The sequence below is a fragment of the Enterococcus sp. JM9B genome (assembly GCF_009933265.1).
Lineage (GTDB): Bacteria > Bacillota > Bacilli > Lactobacillales > Enterococcaceae > Enterococcus_C > Enterococcus_C songbeiensis.
The window spans coordinates 131,450-150,095 of record NZ_MAEK01000031.1 but is presented as its reverse complement, the minus strand read 5'-3'; the positions used below and the strand labels follow the sequence as shown (position 1 = coordinate 150,095).

At 41.0% G+C, this 18,646-nt stretch carries 13 protein-coding genes and 1 other annotated feature (1 of these 14 only partly in view); of the genes, 5 read left to right on the top strand and 8 right to left on the bottom strand.

Going from position 1 to position 18,646, the window contains the following annotated elements:
• Nucleotides 1-32: 32 nt before the first annotated feature.
• Complete coding sequence (locus BAU16_RS10315) at nucleotides 33-4,277, bottom strand: 2-hydroxyacyl-CoA dehydratase (RefSeq protein ID WP_161527026.1); 4,245 nt, start codon at nucleotides 4,275-4,277, stop codon at nucleotides 33-35.
• 183 nt (nucleotides 4,278-4,460) lie between these two features.
• Between BAU16_RS10315 and BAU16_RS10310 the strand changes: the two genes are divergently transcribed.
• On the top strand, nucleotides 4,461-5,069 hold the full coding sequence (locus BAU16_RS10310; protein ID WP_048604900.1) for a TetR/AcrR family transcriptional regulator: 609 nt from the start codon (nucleotides 4,461-4,463) through the stop codon (nucleotides 5,067-5,069).
• 35 nt (nucleotides 5,070-5,104) lie between these two features.
• Here the strand turns inward: BAU16_RS10310 and BAU16_RS13610 are convergent, their stop codons facing one another.
• From BAU16_RS13610 to map, 5 genes are all read right to left on the bottom strand, one after another.
• Nucleotides 5,105-5,266 (bottom strand): hypothetical protein, encoded by a 162-nt coding sequence (locus BAU16_RS13610; protein ID WP_171000785.1) that lies wholly within the window; start codon nucleotides 5,264-5,266, stop codon nucleotides 5,105-5,107.
• A gap of 102 nt (nucleotides 5,267-5,368) precedes the next feature.
• Entirely contained in the window at nucleotides 5,369-7,435 is a 2,067-nt protein-coding gene (locus BAU16_RS10305) for a heavy metal translocating P-type ATPase (protein ID WP_161527025.1), read from the bottom strand.
• A 148-nt stretch (nucleotides 7,436-7,583) separates the two neighbouring features.
• Entirely contained in the window at nucleotides 7,584-8,768 is a 1,185-nt protein-coding gene (locus BAU16_RS10300; protein WP_048604898.1) for a glycosyltransferase family 4 protein, read from the bottom strand.
• 24 nt (nucleotides 8,769-8,792) lie between these two features.
• Nucleotides 8,793-9,707, bottom strand: a complete 915-nt coding sequence (locus BAU16_RS10295; protein ID WP_161527024.1) for a YihY/virulence factor BrkB family protein — start codon at nucleotides 9,705-9,707, stop codon at nucleotides 8,793-8,795.
• Between the two features lie 22 nt (nucleotides 9,708-9,729).
• Nucleotides 9,730-10,494: a type I methionyl aminopeptidase gene (gene map / locus BAU16_RS10290; protein WP_161527023.1), complete on the bottom strand. Its 765-nt coding sequence runs from the start codon at nucleotides 10,492-10,494 to the stop codon at nucleotides 9,730-9,732.
• 166 nt (nucleotides 10,495-10,660) lie between these two features.
• On the opposite strand from map, the gene BAU16_RS10285 reads away from it, so the two are divergent.
• Nucleotides 10,661-11,104, top strand: a complete 444-nt coding sequence (locus BAU16_RS10285; protein WP_048604895.1) for a flavodoxin — start codon at nucleotides 10,661-10,663, stop codon at nucleotides 11,102-11,104.
• A gap of 64 nt (nucleotides 11,105-11,168) precedes the next feature.
• On the opposite strand, the gene BAU16_RS10280 is transcribed toward BAU16_RS10285, so the two are convergent.
• A complete protein-coding gene (locus tag BAU16_RS10280) occupies nucleotides 11,169-11,741 on the bottom strand; it encodes a TetR/AcrR family transcriptional regulator (protein WP_137605036.1) in 573 nt (190 codons plus the stop codon).
• A 246-nt stretch (nucleotides 11,742-11,987) separates the two neighbouring features.
• Between BAU16_RS10280 and BAU16_RS10275 the strand changes: the two genes are divergently transcribed.
• From BAU16_RS10275 to zwf, 3 genes are all read left to right on the top strand, one after another.
• On the top strand, nucleotides 11,988-13,223 hold the full coding sequence (locus tag BAU16_RS10275; RefSeq protein ID WP_048604893.1) for an aminopeptidase: 1,236 nt from the start codon (nucleotides 11,988-11,990) through the stop codon (nucleotides 13,221-13,223).
• Nucleotides 13,224-13,339: 116 nt separating this feature from the next.
• Nucleotides 13,340-13,996, top strand: a complete 657-nt coding sequence (locus BAU16_RS10270; RefSeq protein WP_048604892.1) for a metal-dependent transcriptional regulator — start codon at nucleotides 13,340-13,342, stop codon at nucleotides 13,994-13,996.
• Between the two features lie 5 nt (nucleotides 13,997-14,001).
• Nucleotides 14,002-15,525: a glucose-6-phosphate dehydrogenase gene (gene zwf / locus BAU16_RS10265; RefSeq protein WP_048604891.1), complete on the top strand. Its 1,524-nt coding sequence runs from the start codon at nucleotides 14,002-14,004 to the stop codon at nucleotides 15,523-15,525.
• Nucleotides 15,526-15,562: 37 nt separating this feature from the next.
• On the opposite strand, the gene ileS is transcribed toward zwf, so the two are convergent.
• Nucleotides 15,563-18,355, bottom strand: a complete 2,793-nt coding sequence (gene ileS, locus BAU16_RS10260; protein ID WP_161527022.1) for an isoleucine--tRNA ligase — start codon at nucleotides 18,353-18,355, stop codon at nucleotides 15,563-15,565.
• Between the two features lie 100 nt (nucleotides 18,356-18,455).
• Nucleotides 18,456-18,646 (bottom strand) — a binding site (T-box leader) (it continues 28 nt past the right edge of the window).

The following is an 18,646-nucleotide window of genomic DNA, read 5'->3' as shown; positions in this document are numbered from 1 at the left end:
ATCGTTACTTCTTGTTTTCGTTTTGGTACAGTTTATTGATGTACCGTTTGTTTCTTGATTGCTTTATTGGCTGTCGCCATCATCAACCGAATGCGGTTCAATTGATTGACGATGGAAACCCCGGGATCATAATCGATTGCGGCAATATTTGCCATTGGGTATTGGTGCCGTAATTCTTTAATCACGCCTTTTCCAACCACGTGATTTGGTAAACAGCCGAAGGGTTGCATACAAACGATATTGTTGACGTCATTCTTCAACAAATCGATCATTTCACCTGTTAGGAACCAACCTTCCCCCGTGTGGTTACCGATTGAAAGAATTTTTCCAGCATCCTCTGCCAATTGGTAGATGGAATGAATCCCTTCAAAGCGTTGGGATGCCCGTAAGGCCTTATCCATCGGTTTTTCAACAAATTCAATCACACGAATGGCAAATTCTGCCAATGTTTTGCTCTTCTTTGCCATGCCAAGATTTTCATATTTCCAAATTTGATTGTACAAAGAATAATTCATGAAGCCAATAATATCTGGCACCACCGCTTCAGCACCTTCTGATTCCAGCAAGCGCACGATATCATTGTTGGCAGTTGGTGAATATTTTACCAAGATTTCGCCCACAACACCGACTCGCGGCTTCACTTCATCAGACAATGGTACCGAATCAAAATCCGTCACGATTTTTTTCATGTTGCGATTAAACAGCGTCAACGAACCATTCCGAATATTTTTTTCAACTTTTTTCAGCCACTCTTGATGCATGCGATCAATTTGTCCTTCTTCCAATTCATAAGGACGTGTCCGATAAACGACACGTTCAAAGAGATCGCCGTATAAGAAAGCAACAACTAATCGTTTTAGCATCGGCAACGTGAACTTGAAGCCGGGATTTGATTCCACACCCTTGTTCCCCATCGAAACAGAAACCACCGGAACTTGACCAAACCCGGCATCTTTCAATGCCTTACGCAATAATGGAATATAATTAGTTGCCCGACATCCGCCACCGGTTTGTGTCATCAGTACACTGGTATTGTTTAAATCATATTTTCCACTTTGTAGTGCTTCTACCAGTTGACCGATGGAGATAATTGCAGGATAGCAGGCATCATTGTTTACAAATTTCAAACCAACATTGATTGCTTCCCGATCTTCTGCCGGCAAACAAACCACATTGTACCCAGATGCCTTCAAGGCTGTATCTACCAGTCCTGATTGATGAATCGGACTTAACATTGGTAAAAGCAGTGTATGTTGTTTTCGCATTTCTTTGGTGAAAATGATTTTTTCCGGTTCTTCAAAACGTTTAACCGGCTCAAAATTCATTTTATCCCGCTCTTTTACTGCCGCTTTTAATGAACGCAAACGAATTCGGATCGCACCTAAATTCGAGCCTTCATCGATTTTCAATACGGTGTAGATTTTTCCATATTGCTCCATGATTTCTTCTACTTGATCCGTTGTCACTGCGTCTAGTCCACAACCGAAAGAATTCAGTTGAACCAGTTCCAGATTTTTTGATTTTGCAACTACTCTGGCTGCTGCATACAAACGAGAATGGTAGACCCACTGATTTACCACCCGCAAATTACCAACATCACCCAAATGAGAAATACTGTCTTCTGTCAATACATGGAATCCTTCTTGAGTAATAACTTCAGCAATACCATGATTGATTTCCGGGTCCAAATGATATGGACGGCCAGAAACCACGATTCCACGTTGATGGGTTTCCTGTAGCATCGCCAAGGTTTCTTCCCCTTTTTGCCGGACATCTTCTTTAAACCCTTCAAGTTCTTCGTACCCATGGTGCAATGCGGCTGTAATTTCTTCGTGAGTGATTCCTAAATCTTGGAAAGTTTGATACAGCACGTCAGCTACGGATGCTTCATTTGCCAAATTGATATAAGGATTGCGGTAATCAACTTTTCCCTCTCGAATGTCATCCACATTATTACGAATCACATCCGGATAACTTTGGACGATGGGACAATTAAAGTGATTATCGGCATTGGCTGATTCTTGTCGTTCAAAAATTACGCCTGGATAAAAAATCATTGGGATTCCTTGATCGATCAATGCTTGAATATGTCCATGGGTGATTTTTGCCGGATAGCAAGCCGTATCGCTTGGGATTGTCTCCATGCCTTTTTCATACAAGCCTTTATTCGAACGCGGAGACAATTCTACCCGAAAACCTAAATCAGTAAAAAAAGTATGCCATAAAGGATAATTTTCATACATGTTCAAAACACGAGGTATCCCAACCGTTCCACGAGTTACTTCTTTTTTCCGTAAAGGACGATATTTGAATAATCGTTTGTATTTGTAATCCACTAAATTTACTTTGCGATCCTCTTTTTTGATTTTGATCCGTGCACCGCGTTCACAGCGATTGCCGGTGATAAACTGACGACCATCAGAAAAAATTGTCACGGTCAGCATGCAATTATTTTCGCAAAGACCACAATGCGTAAATTCCTTTTCCGCAGTAAAAGCATCCAATTCTTCAAGAGAAAGCATGGTGCTTTCTTCGCCAATATCATAATTTTCCAAAGCGATCAATGCCGCACCATAAGCCCCCATCAATCCAGCAATCGATGGTCGAACGACTTGACGACCACTGATTTCTTCAAAAGCCCGCAGCACTGCTTCATTATAAAAGGTTCCGCCTTGGCAAACGATTTTTTCACCAAGTTCTTCGGGACGACGAATTTTAATAACTTTGTAGATAGCATTCTTGATGACTGAATAAGACAAACCCGCCGAGATATCCCCAACCGATGCTCCTTCTTTTTGAACTTGTTTTACTTTTGAATTCATAAAAACCGTACAACGAGAACCGAGATCTACCGGTGCTTTTGATTGTGTGGCGGCCAAAGCAAAATCCTTCACGTCGTAATTCAATGATTTTGCAAATGTCTCGATAAAAGAACCACAACCGGAGGAACAGGCTTCATTTAATTGGATTGAAGACAAAACACCATCCTTGATGGTCATGGCCTTCATATCTTGCCCACCGATATCCAAAATAAAATCTACTCCCGGTTGAAAATGGTTTGCTGCCTTATAATGGGCCATGGTTTCCACTTCACCGATATCGACTTTCAACGCATTTTTGATTAAGTGTTCGCCATAACCGGTAACCGCCGTTTTGCCAATAAAAACATCTTCTGGTAATTGATGGTACAACTCTTTTAATACCCGAATCGTTGTTTCCAGCGGCTGCCCTTCGTTGTTTCCATAGAAAGAATACATAATACGGCCGGATTCATCGACTAGGGTCACTTTTGTCGTCGTAGAACCGGCATCAATTCCAAGAAAAGCTGCCCCTTTATGTTGCGCCAATTCTTTTTCTTCCGGTGTTGCTTTAGCATGACGCGCATGAAATGCTGTCAATGCTTCCTCATCTGCAAAAAGTGGCGGCAACGTATCACTAGGTTTTAATTGCTGTTGATTCCCGGAATTTAACCGAGTCAATAAATCCGCCAGCGTGGTTGGTTCGGCTGTTTCTGCATAAAAAGCTGCACCCATCGCAACAAAAAGCTGCGGATTTTCTGGAAAAATTACATTTTCCGGCTGAATATCCAGCGTTTCGATAAATCGTTTTCGCAATTCTGACATGAAAAACAGCGGACCACCTAAAAATGCCACGTTGCCTTTGATTTTTCTACCGGCAGCTAATCCGGCAATCGTTTGGTTGACGACCGCTTGAAAAATACTCGCTGCAATATCTTCTTTGGCAGCTCCTTCATTGATCAGCGGCTGCACATCGGTTTTAGCAAACACGCCACAACGAGAAGCAATTGGGTAAAGGGTTTGGTAACTTTTTGCCAGCTCATTCAACCCATTGGCATCTGTTTTTAACAGCACCGCCATTTGATCGATAAACGCCCCGGTTCCCCCGGCACAACTTCCATTCATTCGCTGTTCTAACGAGCCTTCAAAGAAGGTGATTTTCGCATCTTCTCCTCCCAGCTCAATCACACAATCGGTTTGAGGAATCACTTCTTCTACTGTACGTGTACAAGCGATTACTTCTTGGACAAACGGAATTTCCAAGACTTCTGCCAGACCAATTCCACCGGAACCTGTAATATTCATTGCAACGGAAGCATTGCCAATAATGGCTTGGGCTTCTTCTAAAATTTTTTTTGTCGCCGTTTTAACATCTGAAAAATGCCGTTCATATTTTGCAAAAATCGTTTGGTTTTGTTCATCAAGGATCACCAGTTTGACCGTAGTTGATCCCACATCGATACCTGCTCTTAATTTCATACGATTCATCCCTTTTCATAAAAAATCAAACACTTTGTTGATTATCTTACAAGTCGTTTGATATAATACTTATGTCTATTTTAAATAGAAGCAGTTGATTTTTCAATAAACAAAGGACTTTCAATTGTGAGATAAACAACAATTAACGATTGTTTGTCGGGTAAAAAGAGAGGAATTTCACAAATGGCTAAAAAAACCGATCTACGAGTCAAACGTACCAATAAGATGATCATTGAGGCCTTTATCAAACTGGTGGAAAAAAAAGGATATGAACAGGTAACAATCCAAGACATTGCTGACGAAGCAATGATTAATCGTGCAACTTTTTACGCCCACTACAAAGACAAGCCCGATTTATACGAAACGATTTTTGATTACGCAGTCACCGCCTTTTCTGCCATTCTTGATCCAACGGAATTAGTAAAAGGCAACCGCATTAAGCTAAAACAAATTGAATTTGTACTGACCAATATTTATTTGAGTATCCAAAAGAATCGTGCTTTTTACTTAACGATTATGGACGGGTCCTCCAATGAACTGCTGCGAAAAAAAATTGCAGATATTTTATACGATCAATACGCCCACGTCTTCGATCGCTTAAAAATTACCGAAAATGATATCGAAGTTCCTATGGATTTCATTATTGAATATATGACATCCATTTTTATCGGGACACTGCATTGGTGGTTGACCACCAGCTCAGATATGACACCAGACCATCTGGCAAAGTTGGTTATCAAATTGGTAGGTAATGGTCATTTAACTGTTTTAGGTATCGAAATTGAGAAATAAAAAACTGTTTAGAAGCTTCTAAACAGTTTTTTATTTTAATGATTTTTTGACTGCCACTTGATGGTGTGGCGGGTCGGGCGTTGTCCGGAGATTTTTACTTTTGCTTTCTTGACATCCACTGCTACTTTGTATCGTTCCGTTTTCAACAAATCATAGACTTTTTCAGCCGCCTCAGTGATCGTTTCACTTAATTTCATTACCAAACACCTCCTCGCTTTACTACTAGCTTAGCTTATTGTCTTTTTTTCGGCAATTAAAAGAAAACCAGACGGATTTTTTTCGTCTGGTTTTTCCTAATTTTATTCTTTCACTCGCAAACAACGCATGGCGTTTAATACCGCTAGTAGTGTCACCCCTACATCAGCAAAAACCGCAGCACCCATTGAAGCAAAACCGATTGCCCCAAGAACTAACACGACTGCTTTGACCGCTAAAGCAAAGACAATATTTTGTTTGACGATCCGCAAGGTTTTTCTTGAAAGGCGAATGGCGGTTGCTAGTTTCGAAGGAGCGTCATTCATAATGACAACATCTGCCGCCTCGATTGCGGCATCACTGCCTAACCCCCCCATCGCAACACCAACATCTGCCGTTGCTAAAACCGGGGCATCATTGATTCCATCCCCAACAAAAGCAACATTTCCTTTTTCCTTCATGATTTCAGTTAAATGCGCAACCTTATCTTCTGGAAGCAATTCACTGAAAACGTGAGAAAGACCTAATTTTTTCCCAACATATTCACCAATTCGATGGTTATCTCCGGTCAACATCACCGTATTTTTCACACCCACCTGCCGCAAATCTTGAATTGCTTTAGCTGCATCTTCTTTAATTTGATCGGCAATGACCAAATACCCCACAAATTGCTGATCGATAGCGACGTAAATCGTTGTGCCGATTGCTTCGACTCTTGGCAGTTGAACATTTGAAAATAACTTTTCATTTCCAACTAACAATTGTTTTCCATTGACGCTAGCTTGAATGCCTTGACCGGCAATTTCTTGAAGATTTACGGCTTTTGGCAAACTGAACTTGCTTGCCGCATCTACGATTGAACGAGCGATTGGGTGAGTCGAATATTGCTCGACCGCAGCAGTATAAGTCAAAAATTCATCCTCTGGCAAATTAGTTTCAATTTGTTGTAGAGCAAAACGACCTTCTGTCAATGTTCCTGTTTTATCAAAAACTACCGTTTCAACGGTTGCTAAAGTTTCTAAATAGTTACTACCTTTAATCAAAATCCCTGCTTTGCTGGCACCGCCGATTCCACCAAAAAAACTTAGGGGAACAGAAATCACCAATGCGCAAGGACAAGAAATGACTAAGAAAGTCAACGCCCGATACAACCATTCATGAAAATCTTGTTGAAAAAATACCGTTGGTAAAATCACAAGCAATGCAGCTAAACCTACAACAGCTGGAGTATAGTACCGGGCAAACTTTGTGATAAATTTTTCTGCCGGTGCTTTTTGACTGCTGGCATTTTCTACTAAATCAAGAATTTTGCTAACCGTTGCTTCGGCAAAGGATTTTGTAACTGTAATCGCCAACCGACCTTCTTGGTTGATGCTTCCACTTAAAATTTCTTGTTCCGGTTCTAAAAATTGCGGAACGGATTCTCCAGTTAATGCAGATGTATCCACGTAACCACTTCCTTCTGCAATAATCCCATCCAACGGCACTCGCTCGCCAGGATTGACTACCACTACAGAACCCACGGCTACTTCTTCCGGTGAAACGATTTTTTCCCCCTCATCCGTACGAATACGCGCAGTGTCTGGACGCACGTCCATCAGCGCCTGCACATTTTTACGAGAACGATCCACCGCATAATCTTGGAAAAATTCACCGATTTGGTACAACCACATTACCGCGATGGCTTCCGGGTATTCACCGATTGCCAAAGCTCCAACCGTTGCCACAGTCATCAAAAAATTTTCATCAAAAATTTCCCCTTGAAAAATGTTTGAGACGGCCTTTTTAACAATATCTCCGCCAATCAAAAGGTACGTTAAGATAGATAGAATCGGTTGCCATAACCCCTTTGGTTGCAAAAGAATCAGACCGAAAAACAGTCCACCAGTTACTAGGATTCGCAGCAGCACCTGCCGAGATTCACCAGCTTCTTCTTGGTTCTGCTTTTTTTCTGCCGGTCTAACAGTGACCTCTGGCTCTAATTTTTTTATAAGCTTTGTTGCTTCCTCTTCCACACTGTCACAGGTATCCTTTTCACAGGTAATAGACATTCTAGTGGTGGCAAAATCGACCGTTGCCTTTTCTACACCCGGCAATTTTGTAACCGCCTGTTCGATTTTTGCCGCACAACTGGCACAATCCAAGCCATCCAATGTATATTTCTTTTCCATTGAAAATTCCTCCCCTCACAAACATATGAATGCTCTTTCATTTTTGATTATAAATGATTGGTCATTCATATGTCAAGCGGATCTATTTCCTTTCAACCAATTTTTTACAAAAAAAGAAAACCAACAAGCTGTCAGTTTTCTTTGATTGTTATTCCGCTGAATCTGAGTGGTCATCCGAATCTTTTTTCCTTTTTTCTGTATCTTCTGTTTCATCCGATTCTTTTTGGTTTTTGTCTAAAACAGATTGGCGAAACTGGCGATTCCCTAGAAATTTTAACGTCCGCATCAACGGCTGCCGATTTTCTCCCACCAGACCGATCAACTCGATAAAAATCTCTAAACCAAAGGCCGTACTGATCAACAATAAAATCGTCGCCCAAGTGCTTGCATAATTCATCAACAGCGCAATGAATGAAAAAACCAAAGCTAACGCATAAATTGTCAAAACTGCGCCGCGGTGCGTAAAGCCCAGTGATAACAACCGATGATGCAGGTGCATTTTATCTGCCGAAGAAATCGGTTGTTTGTTGAAGCGACGACGGATGATGGCATAAACCGTGTCTGTGATAGGCACACCCAAAATAAACATCGGTGTCAAAATGGTAATAAATGTCGCATTTTTTAACCCCTGTAAGGACAGAATCGAAATCATAAAGCCTAAAAACAGCGCCCCGGTGTCTCCCAGATAAATCGTTGCCGGATAAAAATTATAGGGAAAAAAGCCAATGATTGCAGCCACCAGAGAAAAAATGATGATGGCTAGAAAAACGCCTCTCGTTGGCAAAAAGAAGTAACTGATCAAGCCGATTGTGGTTAACCCGATAATTGAAATCCCCGCTGCCAAACCGTCTAATCCATCAATCAGATTCACTGCGTTGGTAATCGCCAGAATCCATAAAATTGTCACCGGTAAACTCAACCAGCCAAGATCAAATTGACCAAAGAAAGGTAAAGTAAAGGTGCTGATGCGAATATCTGCGACAAAGAAGGTTTCCAGTGCCGCCAACAAGATTCCCAGCGTTTTTTGCATGGGAGAAAGTTCAAATACGTCATCTAATAATCCGGTGATAACCACGATAGCCCCACCAAGCAGCATCGGCCAGACATAATGAAAAGCCAGCGTGTCATTGTACTCCCACAACAATGCGATACAAAAAGAAAGAAAGATACTCAACCCGCCTGCTGTCGGCATCGTCTTCGTATTGATTCTTCTTGCACCCGGTTTGTCGACTGCGCCGATTTGAAATGCCAGTAGTTTCACGATTGGCGTTAAAACCAGCGAAAGCAACATGGTTGTAAATAATCTAACGATAAAACGAAAAGTAAATCCCATTGAGCAAGCTCTCTTTCTAGATAGTTAATCTTTCTTTTTTTCACTGAATTTTGCGGAAAGCTCCGATACTGTACTTTTGCGTTCTTCCACTTCTTTTCCAGTCACCGTCTCTTCGATAATCCCATTAATGATACCCCCAAGGATGATGATTGTTGCAGCCAGATTCAGCCAAAGCATCAAGACGATAAAACTTCCAATAATTTGATAGCCGCTGAGTCGTGCGGCAAAAAATTTTGCATAAAGACCAAATAATTGTCCCAAAAGCATCCAACCCACCGTAGCAAAAATCGCTCCCGGTACAGTCGAGCGAACTTTGATTTTCGCGTTGGGCACTAACCAATAAATCAGCATCATTACAATCAGCAAAATCACGATTGTCAACGGCCACTTCAAAGTTTGGAACGTATCGATAATGGTTCCGGGAAAATGCAGAACGGGTTGCAATACATCTAAAACAATCTTACCAAAACCGAGAACCAGTGTCACCCCAACGATTGCTCCCATAAAGAAAACAATTGTGACGAGCGAAACCAACCGTACCAGAATAAAATTCTTGCGGTTTTCTACCCCATAGGCTTTGTTCATTGCTGTTTGCAGGGCGTTGATACTTTGACTAGCTGACCAAATCGTGACTAACGCCGAAATCGATAAAAGTCCTCCTGAGCCTTGTGTCAAAAGATTTTCAATCGCTGGTCCGATAAATTGATACACCTGCTGAGGGATCAGCTCTCTGACGTAAGGGAGCACAGAATTTGGGTCAATAGACAAAAACGGCAGCACATTTCCGATAGCAATCACTAAAGGAAAAAGAGAAAGCAATAAATAATAGGCAACTACGATTGATGACGTACCCATTTCCGAAGTCATAAAGCGAGTGTATGTCGTTTTAAAAAAGCGCATAACTTTCGTGTTGTTTTGTAACTTACGAATAAATTTCATTGCATTCTCCATTTCTTGCTGCTTAGTAAGTTCCCTCTTCCCCTTGAGAAGTCAAAATTTTTGGCCCGTCTTTTGTAATAGCAATCGTGTGTTCAAACTGACAGCTTAATCCACCATCTAAGGTGTAGGCTGTCCAACCATTTGGGTCCATCTTCATTTTCCATGTTCCGGTATTGACCATAGGTTCTACGGTGATGACCATTCCTTCTTTTAAACGCAGTCCTTTTCCTGCTTCACCATAATGAGGAATTGAAGGACTTTCGTGGATTGTTGGTCCAATGCCATGTCCAACAAAATCCCGAACAACAGAAAGACTTTCCCCTTCTACATAAGTTTGGATTGCATGACCGATGTCACCGATTCGATTGCCGATAACAGCCTGTTCAATTCCCAAATACATGGATTTACGGGTTACTTCCATCAAGTGGTCCAATTCAGGTGTAGAATCACCTACAACATAGGACCAGCAAGAATCAGACATCGCACCTTTTAAATCAATACACATATCCACTTTAATCAAATCCCCATTTTTCAATGGTTGCTTGCGAGGAAATCCATGACAGATTTCTGTGTTGACACTACAACAAGTCGCATATTTATAGCCTTCAAAGCCAATTTGTGCGGCAACTCCGCCATGGCTTTCAATAAAATTGCGAACAAAGACTTCGATATCCCAGCTTGAAACACCTGGTTTGATAAATGTGCGCAACTGTTTATGGACTTCCGCCAATAATTCACCAGATTCCTTCATTAATTCAATTTCTCTTGCTGATTTTAATGTAATCATTTTACTATCTCCTCTTTTCAAATCGTTCTTATTTTACCATAGTAGCGATTTTTCGCCAAATGCTGTTTATTTCACTTCGGGAGGAGTTTTCTTTCCAACCTACATTTGCTATAATTAAGCCGAGCCTAGAAGGAATAGTTTATAGAGAAATCGTAGGAGGAACCTCATGACTGTAGCAAAAATCGTTTATGCTAGTATGACTGGAAATACAGAAGAAATCGCGGATATCGTTGCCGAAGCAATGGAAAACTTAGCGATTGATGTCGAAATCAATGAATGTACACAAGTGGATGCCGACGAATTTGAAGATGCAGATATTTGCATCGTAGCGACCTATACATATGGTGATGGTGAACTGCCAGATGAGATCGTTGATTTTTATGAAGATCTGCAAGAACTTGATCTGAGCGGAAAAATTTATGGTGTTTGCGGATCTGGAGACACGTTTTATGATGATTTCTGCAAATCCATCGACGATTTTGACGCTGTCTTTGCCAAAACCGGTGCCACAAAAGGAGCGGAAAGTGTCAAAGTTGATTTGAACGCCGAAGAAGAAGATATCGAAAATCTGGAGACCTTCGCCAAAAAACTTGTCGAAGCAGCAAAATAAGTTGACGAAGCAAGAGGGACGCGCTTAACTGACGCGTCCCTCTTTTTGTCTTTTTTTAACAGGCTTAATAGTTTAATTGTACCGCCAACTGGTCATTGAGAATATCTCTGATACTTTCTTCCATCAATCCTTTGATCTGATCTTCTGTCGGAGCAATGATTCCTGAAGACATCAAGGAAGCAATACCCGTCGCAACGATCCAAGTACCCATATGAAGTTCTTCCAATTCTTCCTGAGATAAGTTTTGGTAGTTTTCATCATCTTTTACAGCTTGAACAAAATAATCGTAAGAAAATTTCTGGATTTTTTTTCCGCCGCCGTATTCTTCCAAATACATTGCGCGGTAAAGTCGTCGTTTGGTGGTGGCGAATTCTATGTAGTTCAACGCTAAGTCAATAATCGTATTGCCTGTATGTTCAATCGGAAAAACATCGGTCGCTAAATAATTTAAAATTTTGTCAATCAGCGCATTTTTTAAATCATCCATGTTTTGAAATTCTAAATAAATCGGCTGTGTCGAGCAATTCATCTCTGCAGCGATATTTCTTGCCGTAAAGCGAGCAAATCCATCTGCCGCAACAACATCATACGCCGCATCTAAAATTTGATCTCGGGTAATTGTTTTCTTTCTTGCCATGATATTTTAATCTCCTTCGTCATTTTGTATATCGCTTTCATTTTTTGCCTGAATTTATTGTATCATGTTTTTTTTTATCTGACAAAAACTCTTTTTTCTTCTTTTCAATTTATAGAAATAATTTCACTTGTTTTTTCAACATCAAAAAAATTTTTCAAAATCACAGCACTTTTGTTGTCTTGTCATTTTCCCAGTGTTATCATAAAAATGGTTATCTAATTATTAAAACCCTTTAGGAGGTAAATTATGGTACTCGCAAATTTTAAAGAATATCTAAACAAATATGCACAACTGATTACAGAGGTGGGTGTCAATGTTCAAAAAGGACACACAATTGTTATTCAAATCAGTGTGGAACAAGCAGAATTAGCCCGCTTACTTACAAAAAAAGCCTATGAACTTGGTGCATCAGAAGTCATTGTTCAGTGGACCGATGATTTTGTCCAAAAAGAATTTCTAGCGTTCGCAGCCCAAGACCGAATTGAAACGGTACCGCAATATAAAGTCGACCAAGCCGACGATTGGGTGAAAAAAGGTGCCAGCCGCATTAGTGTTGTCTCTTCCAATCCTGATTCACTGGCTGGAATTGATACTCATCGCGTGGCAACCTACCAAGCAGCCAGCGGAAAAGCTTTATTGAATCTGCGAAAAGCTACCCAAGCAAATAAAGTTAGCTGGACTGTGGTAGCCGCCGCTGGCCAAGACTGGGCACAAAAAGTTTTTCCAAATGATACACCAGAAACAGCCCAAGACCGTTTGTGGGACGAAATTTTCAAAACTACCCGTATCTACGAAGCAAATCCTGTAGCTGCTTGGAAAGCCCACGACGAAAAATTGCAAAAAAAAGCAGATGAATTAAATAAAGAACAATTCACTGCGCTGCATTACACTGCTCCGGGAACAGATCTGACGATTGGCTTGCCTAAGAATCACCTTTGGGAAGGCGCCGGTAGTTTTAATGCCCGCAACGAAAAATTCATGGCAAATATGCCAACGGAAGAAGTTTTTACTGCACCTGACAGCCGTCGGGTAGATGGCTATATCTCCAGCACGAAACCTTTAAGCTATGCGGGAACGATTATTTCCGGAATGACTTTTACTTTCAAAAATGGAAAAGTCGTTGATTTCTCCGCAAAACAAGGACAAGAAGTCTTGAAAAAATTATTAGAGACAGACGAAGGCGCTACCCACTTAGGTGAAGTTGCCTTAGTTCCTGATCCGTCCCCAATCTCACAATCCGGGATTACCTTCTTCAATACGTTGTTTGACGAAAATGCCTCCAATCACTTGGCATTAGGTTCCGCCTATGCCTTCAGCATCCAAGGAGGCACGGAAATGAGCGAAGAAGAATTGGACGCTGCCGGATTAAATCGCAGCCAAACACACGTTGATTTCATGGTAGGCTCTGATCAAATGTCGATCGACGGGATTCGCGAGGACGGTTCTACCGTACCAGTGTTCCGCAACGGTGACTGGGCATAAACGCTAAAAAATCGAGGCGGAAGCTTCGATTTTTTTGTAATGATTAATAATAGTAAATGCTGAGCTTTTTTGGTAGAATTTACTAGGATAGTCGTTGATGGAAAGGGTGAGTGAGAATGACTCCAAATCGTGAAGATTATTTAAAAATAATTCTAGAATTAGGCGGCGATGAAAACAAAATCAGCAACAAACAAATCGTGGCTGGCTTAGATGTATCCGCAGCCTCCGTCAGCGAAATGATTTCAAAATTAGTAAAAGAAGAACTTGTGGAACATTCCCCCTATCAAGGGGTTCAGCTAACACAAAAAGGCTTGAAATCTGCCAGTACTTTGATCCGTAAGCATCGCCTATGGGAAGTTTTTCTCGTTGAACATTTGAATTATTCGTGGAATGAAGTTCATGACGATGCAGAGGTTTTGGAACACGTCACTTCCGAACGTCTTGCAAAACGGCTGGAAAACTATTTAGGCACCCCGGAATATTGCCCCCACGGCGGAAAAATCCCTCGATTTGAAGAAACCATCCATGAAGAAAAACGCCAAACCTTGGCTGATTATGGCATCGGAACTTCCTTGAGAATCGCTCGGGTTTTAGATGAACGTGAATTACTGGATTATCTTGTCGCTATCGATTTGAAAATCCATGAAGAATATGAAATTATCGATGTTGCTGCCTACGAAGGTCCGATCACAATCAAAAATGATCAAAAAACCATCGCTGTAAGCTACAAAGCAGCAAGTACGATTTTTGTTGATCCATTAGATAAGGAGTGAGACCTATGTCAGAAAATAAAAAAGTTCTCTTCACCATTTTTGGTGCGACCGGGGATTTAGCACAACGAAAGCTTTATCCTTCCCTTTTCCGTTTGTATCGAAAAGGTGACATTCAAGAACAATTTGCCGTGATTGGAACGGCTCGTCGGCCTTGGAGCGATGAACATTATCGCGGCATCGTTAAAGAAACCATCGCTTCTCTAAATCCAACAGAAGAAGAAGCTGAAAAATTTGCCGCTCATTTTTATTACCAATCCCATGATGTGCAAGATACTGAGCACTATCTCACGTTAAAGAAATTGACCGATACACTAGATCAAAAGTACCAGCTTGACGGCAATCGTCTTTACTATTTGGCAATGTCGCCTAATTTCTTTGGGGTAATCGTAGAACACCTGCAATCACAAGGAATGCTGGATTCTACTGGATTCCATCGCATCATCATTGAAAAACCTTTTGGCTCCGATTATGAAACAGCCAAACAATTGAATGAAGAGATTAATGCGGTGTTTTCCGAAAATGAAATTTATCGGATCGATCATTACCTAGGCAAAGAGATGATCCAAAATATTTCTGCAATCCGCTTTGCAAATAATATTTTTGAATCTATGTGGAACAATCGCTATATCGACAACGTGCAGATTACGTTGACAGAAAGTTTAGGCGTGGAGGATCGCGGCGGTTATTACGACCGTAGCGGTGCCTTAAAAGATATGGTCCAAAACCATATTCTGCAAATCTTATCTTTGTTAGCGATGGAACCACCAGCTGCTTTTTCAGATCAAGAAATTCGTGGTGAAAAAATCAAAGCATTGAACGCAGTCCGAGTTTATACAGAAGATGAAGTGCGAGAAAACTTTGTCCGAGGACAATACAGCAGCGGAAGTTTGGAAGGCACAAATTTTGCCTCCTACCGGGAAGAACCAAATGTCAGCGAAACCTCTACAACCGAGACCTTTGTTGCCGGTAAATTTAAAATCGATAATTTCCGTTGGTCTGGCGTTCCTTTTTATGTTCGGACCGGTAAACGTCTGACGGAAAAAGGAACCCGTATCAATATCGTTTTCAAACAAGTGCCTGTCAATTTATTTAAAGCCGACATCAAGGAACCTTGCGAAAATAAAAAGCTCCCACAAAATGTTTTGACGATTTATATTCAACCAACAGAAGGTTTCAGCCTTTCTCTTAACGGCAAAGAAATCGGACAGGGCTTCAATACCCATCCGGTCAAATTGGATTACCGCAATAGTGCCGAGGCAGTAGAAAACAGCCCAGAAGCTTATGAACGCTTAATTTTCGATGCCTTAAACGGTGACAGTACAAACTTCACCCATTGGGATGAAGTTGCTCAATCTTGGCGAATCGTTGATGTAATCCGTGGTGTTTGGGATAAGGATACTCCAGACTTTCCGAACTACGCAGCTGGAACAATGGGGCCACAAGCGGCCTTTGACCTGCTGGAAAAAGATGGCTTCGAGTGGATCTGGCAACCAGATGAATGGTACCGCGAACGCAATTTATTAGATTAAAAAAACACTTCCCGACTTGAAATCGGGAAGTGCTTTTTTAGTTTTCGAAACCTTCTGCTACTGCTTCCGCAAAGTTTTCTTCAACAATATGCGCACAATGTCTACAAAGAGTTGGCAGTTTTTCATCTGAACCGACATCTTTTCGGACTTGTCGGCAACGGTCACAAACTACACCATCTGCTTTTTCCACCAGTAAAGCAACCTCTTCAAATTGATGTGCTTCATCAGGTACCGGTGTTCCGGCAGCCTTCACTTCAAAATAATCTGGTGAAACAATCAGTAATTGTGCAATGTTTTCATCTACTGCTTTTAGCATTGCAGCAGTTTGTTCATTTGGATAAACAGTTAGTTTTGCTTCTAACGATTTACCGATTAATTTTTTGTTCCGTGCTTCTTCTAACGCCTTCAAAACATCATCACGGAAATCCATAAATGCTGTCCAAGTATCCAACAATTCTTGTTGATTTGCAAATTCTTCATATGCTGGGAATTCAGCCAATTGTACATATTCTTCCTCTTCACTCAAGAAAGACCAGATTTCTTCTGCTGTATGAGGAATGATTGGCGTTAATAATTTTGTCAAAGCCACAGCGGTTTGATAGAATACCGTCTGCATGCAGCGACGTTGCGGATCATTTTCTGCTTCAATATACACAACATCTTTTGCAAAATCCAAATAGAAAGAGGAAAGATCTACCGTCAGAAAATTCATTACTGTTTTGTAGATATGCAGGAAGTTATAGCTTTCGTAGCCTCCACGCAATTCTTTCACCACTTGATTCAAGCGTACAGTCATATATTTATCTACGGAACGCAAGTCTTCATAAGGAACCGCATCTTTTTTAGGATCAAAATCGGCAGTATTTGCCAACAAGAAGCGCATCGTGTTACGAATTTTTCGATAAACTTCTGCAACTTGTTTCAAAATATCCATTGAAACTCGGACATCTGCTTCATAATCAACACTGCTGACCCATAGTCGTAAAATATCAGCACCCATTTGCTTGATTACCGTTTCAGGTACAATGGTGTTTCCTAATGATTTACTCATCTTACGTCCTTCACCATCTAGGGTAAAGCCTTGGGAAAGCACTGCTTTATATGGAGCAATACCATTGATTGCTACACTGGTAGTGATACTGGAGTTGAACCACCCGCGATATTGATCTGATCCTTCCAAATACATATCAGCCGGGAAAGTCAATTCAGGACGTTGACGAAGGACCGCTTCATGAGATGAGCCAGAATCAAACCAAACATCCATGATATCATTTTCTTTTGTAAACGTTCCATTTGGTGAACCTGGGTGGCTAAAGCCTGCAGGCAACAATTCCTTGGCTTCCCGTTCAAACCAAACATTTGAACCAAATTCAGCAAATAACTGAGCAACATGTTCCACTGTTTCCGGTGTAATGATGGCCTCACCGTTTTCTGCATAGAAAATTGGTAATGGCACACCCCACGCCCGTTGACGAGAAATTACCCAATCTCCCCGGTCACGAATCATATTGTATAAACGTGTTTTTCCCCAAGGAATAATCCAATCAACTTTTTCAACTTCATCCAAAATATCTTGACGGAATTTATCGATTGAAGCAAACCATTGCGGTGTAGCCCGGAAAATAACGGGTTTTTTCGTCCGCCAATCATGGGGATAGCTATGGGTGAAGAAATCTAATTTCAGCAGAGCGCCTTTTTCTTCCAATAATTTTGTGACCATTGGATTTGCTTTGTCATAAAAAATTCCTTCAAATCCTGGTGCTTCATCTGTGAAAACACCGCGATCATCAAGAGGAGATAACACATCCAAATGATATTTTTTACCCACAATATAGTCGTCTTCCCCATGACCAGGAGCGGTATGAACAAGTCCAGTACCAGCATCCAAGGTTACGTGTTCGCCACACATGACTAAAGACGTACGATCATAAAATGGATGTTGTGCAGTCATGTATTCCAATTGCTTTCCAGAGAACTCTTGCAAGACAGTGACTTTTTGCCAGCCTAATTCTGTCGAAACCGTTTCTAATAAGTCTTTTGCCACCACATATTTTTTGCCATCCGCTTCAACTTGCAAATAGGCAAATTTAGGGTGAACAGAAATTCCTAAGTTAGCCGGTAACGTCCAAGGTGTCGTGGTCCAGATAATAAATGATGTATCGGTATCCAACAAATCTTTGCCATCAACGACTTTAAAGGCCACGTAGATCGAAGCTGATTTTACATCCTTATATTCGATTTCGGCTTCTGCTAAGGAAGATTCACTGGACGGTGACCAATAAATTGGTTTCAATCCTTTGTAGATATAGCCTTTTTCAGCCATCTTGCCAAAAACGCGAATTTCAGCCGCTTCATACGCAGGATCCAATGTAACATATGGATGATCCCAATCACCGGAAACACCTAAACGTTTAAAATCACTGCGCTGTTTGTCCACCTGAGTCAACGCATATTCTTTACATTTTTCACGATATTCCGCTAACGTCATTTCTTTGCGTTTGATTCCTTTATTCGCCAATACTTGTTCGATTGGCAGTCCGTGGGTATCCCATCCAGGGACATAAGGCGAACGAAAGCCAGACATCGATTTTGAACGGATAATAATATCTTTACTGATTTTATTTAGTGAGTGTCCAAGATGGATATTGCCGTTTGCATAGGGTGGTCCATCATGTAAAACAAAGGTTGGTTTTCCTTCGTTTAATTTTTGACGACGTTGGTATAATTCATTTTCTTCCCATTCTTTTTGCCATTCAACTTCTCGATTAGGCAAATTGCCCCGCATTGGAAAAGCTGTTTTTCCAAGATGTAAGGTATCTTTGATTTTCATCTTTGACCCGCTCCTTTTAATCAATTAACGAAAGTCTCGTTGTGCAAATCCATTTCTGTTGTTTCCAAAAAATTTTTCAAATAAAAAAACGCTCCTCCCAAAAAGGGACGAACGTTTGTCGTGGTACCACCCAAAATATGAAATCTAAAACTAGATTTCCTCTTGTAATCGTTAACGGAATTACCCGTTGATTTTTACTGATTTTCAAAATCAAAACTGGTAGAGGATCTTTCTATTTGTAGGGTTTCACTAGACTCTCACTATCACTAGCTCGCTTTTAAAATACAAATA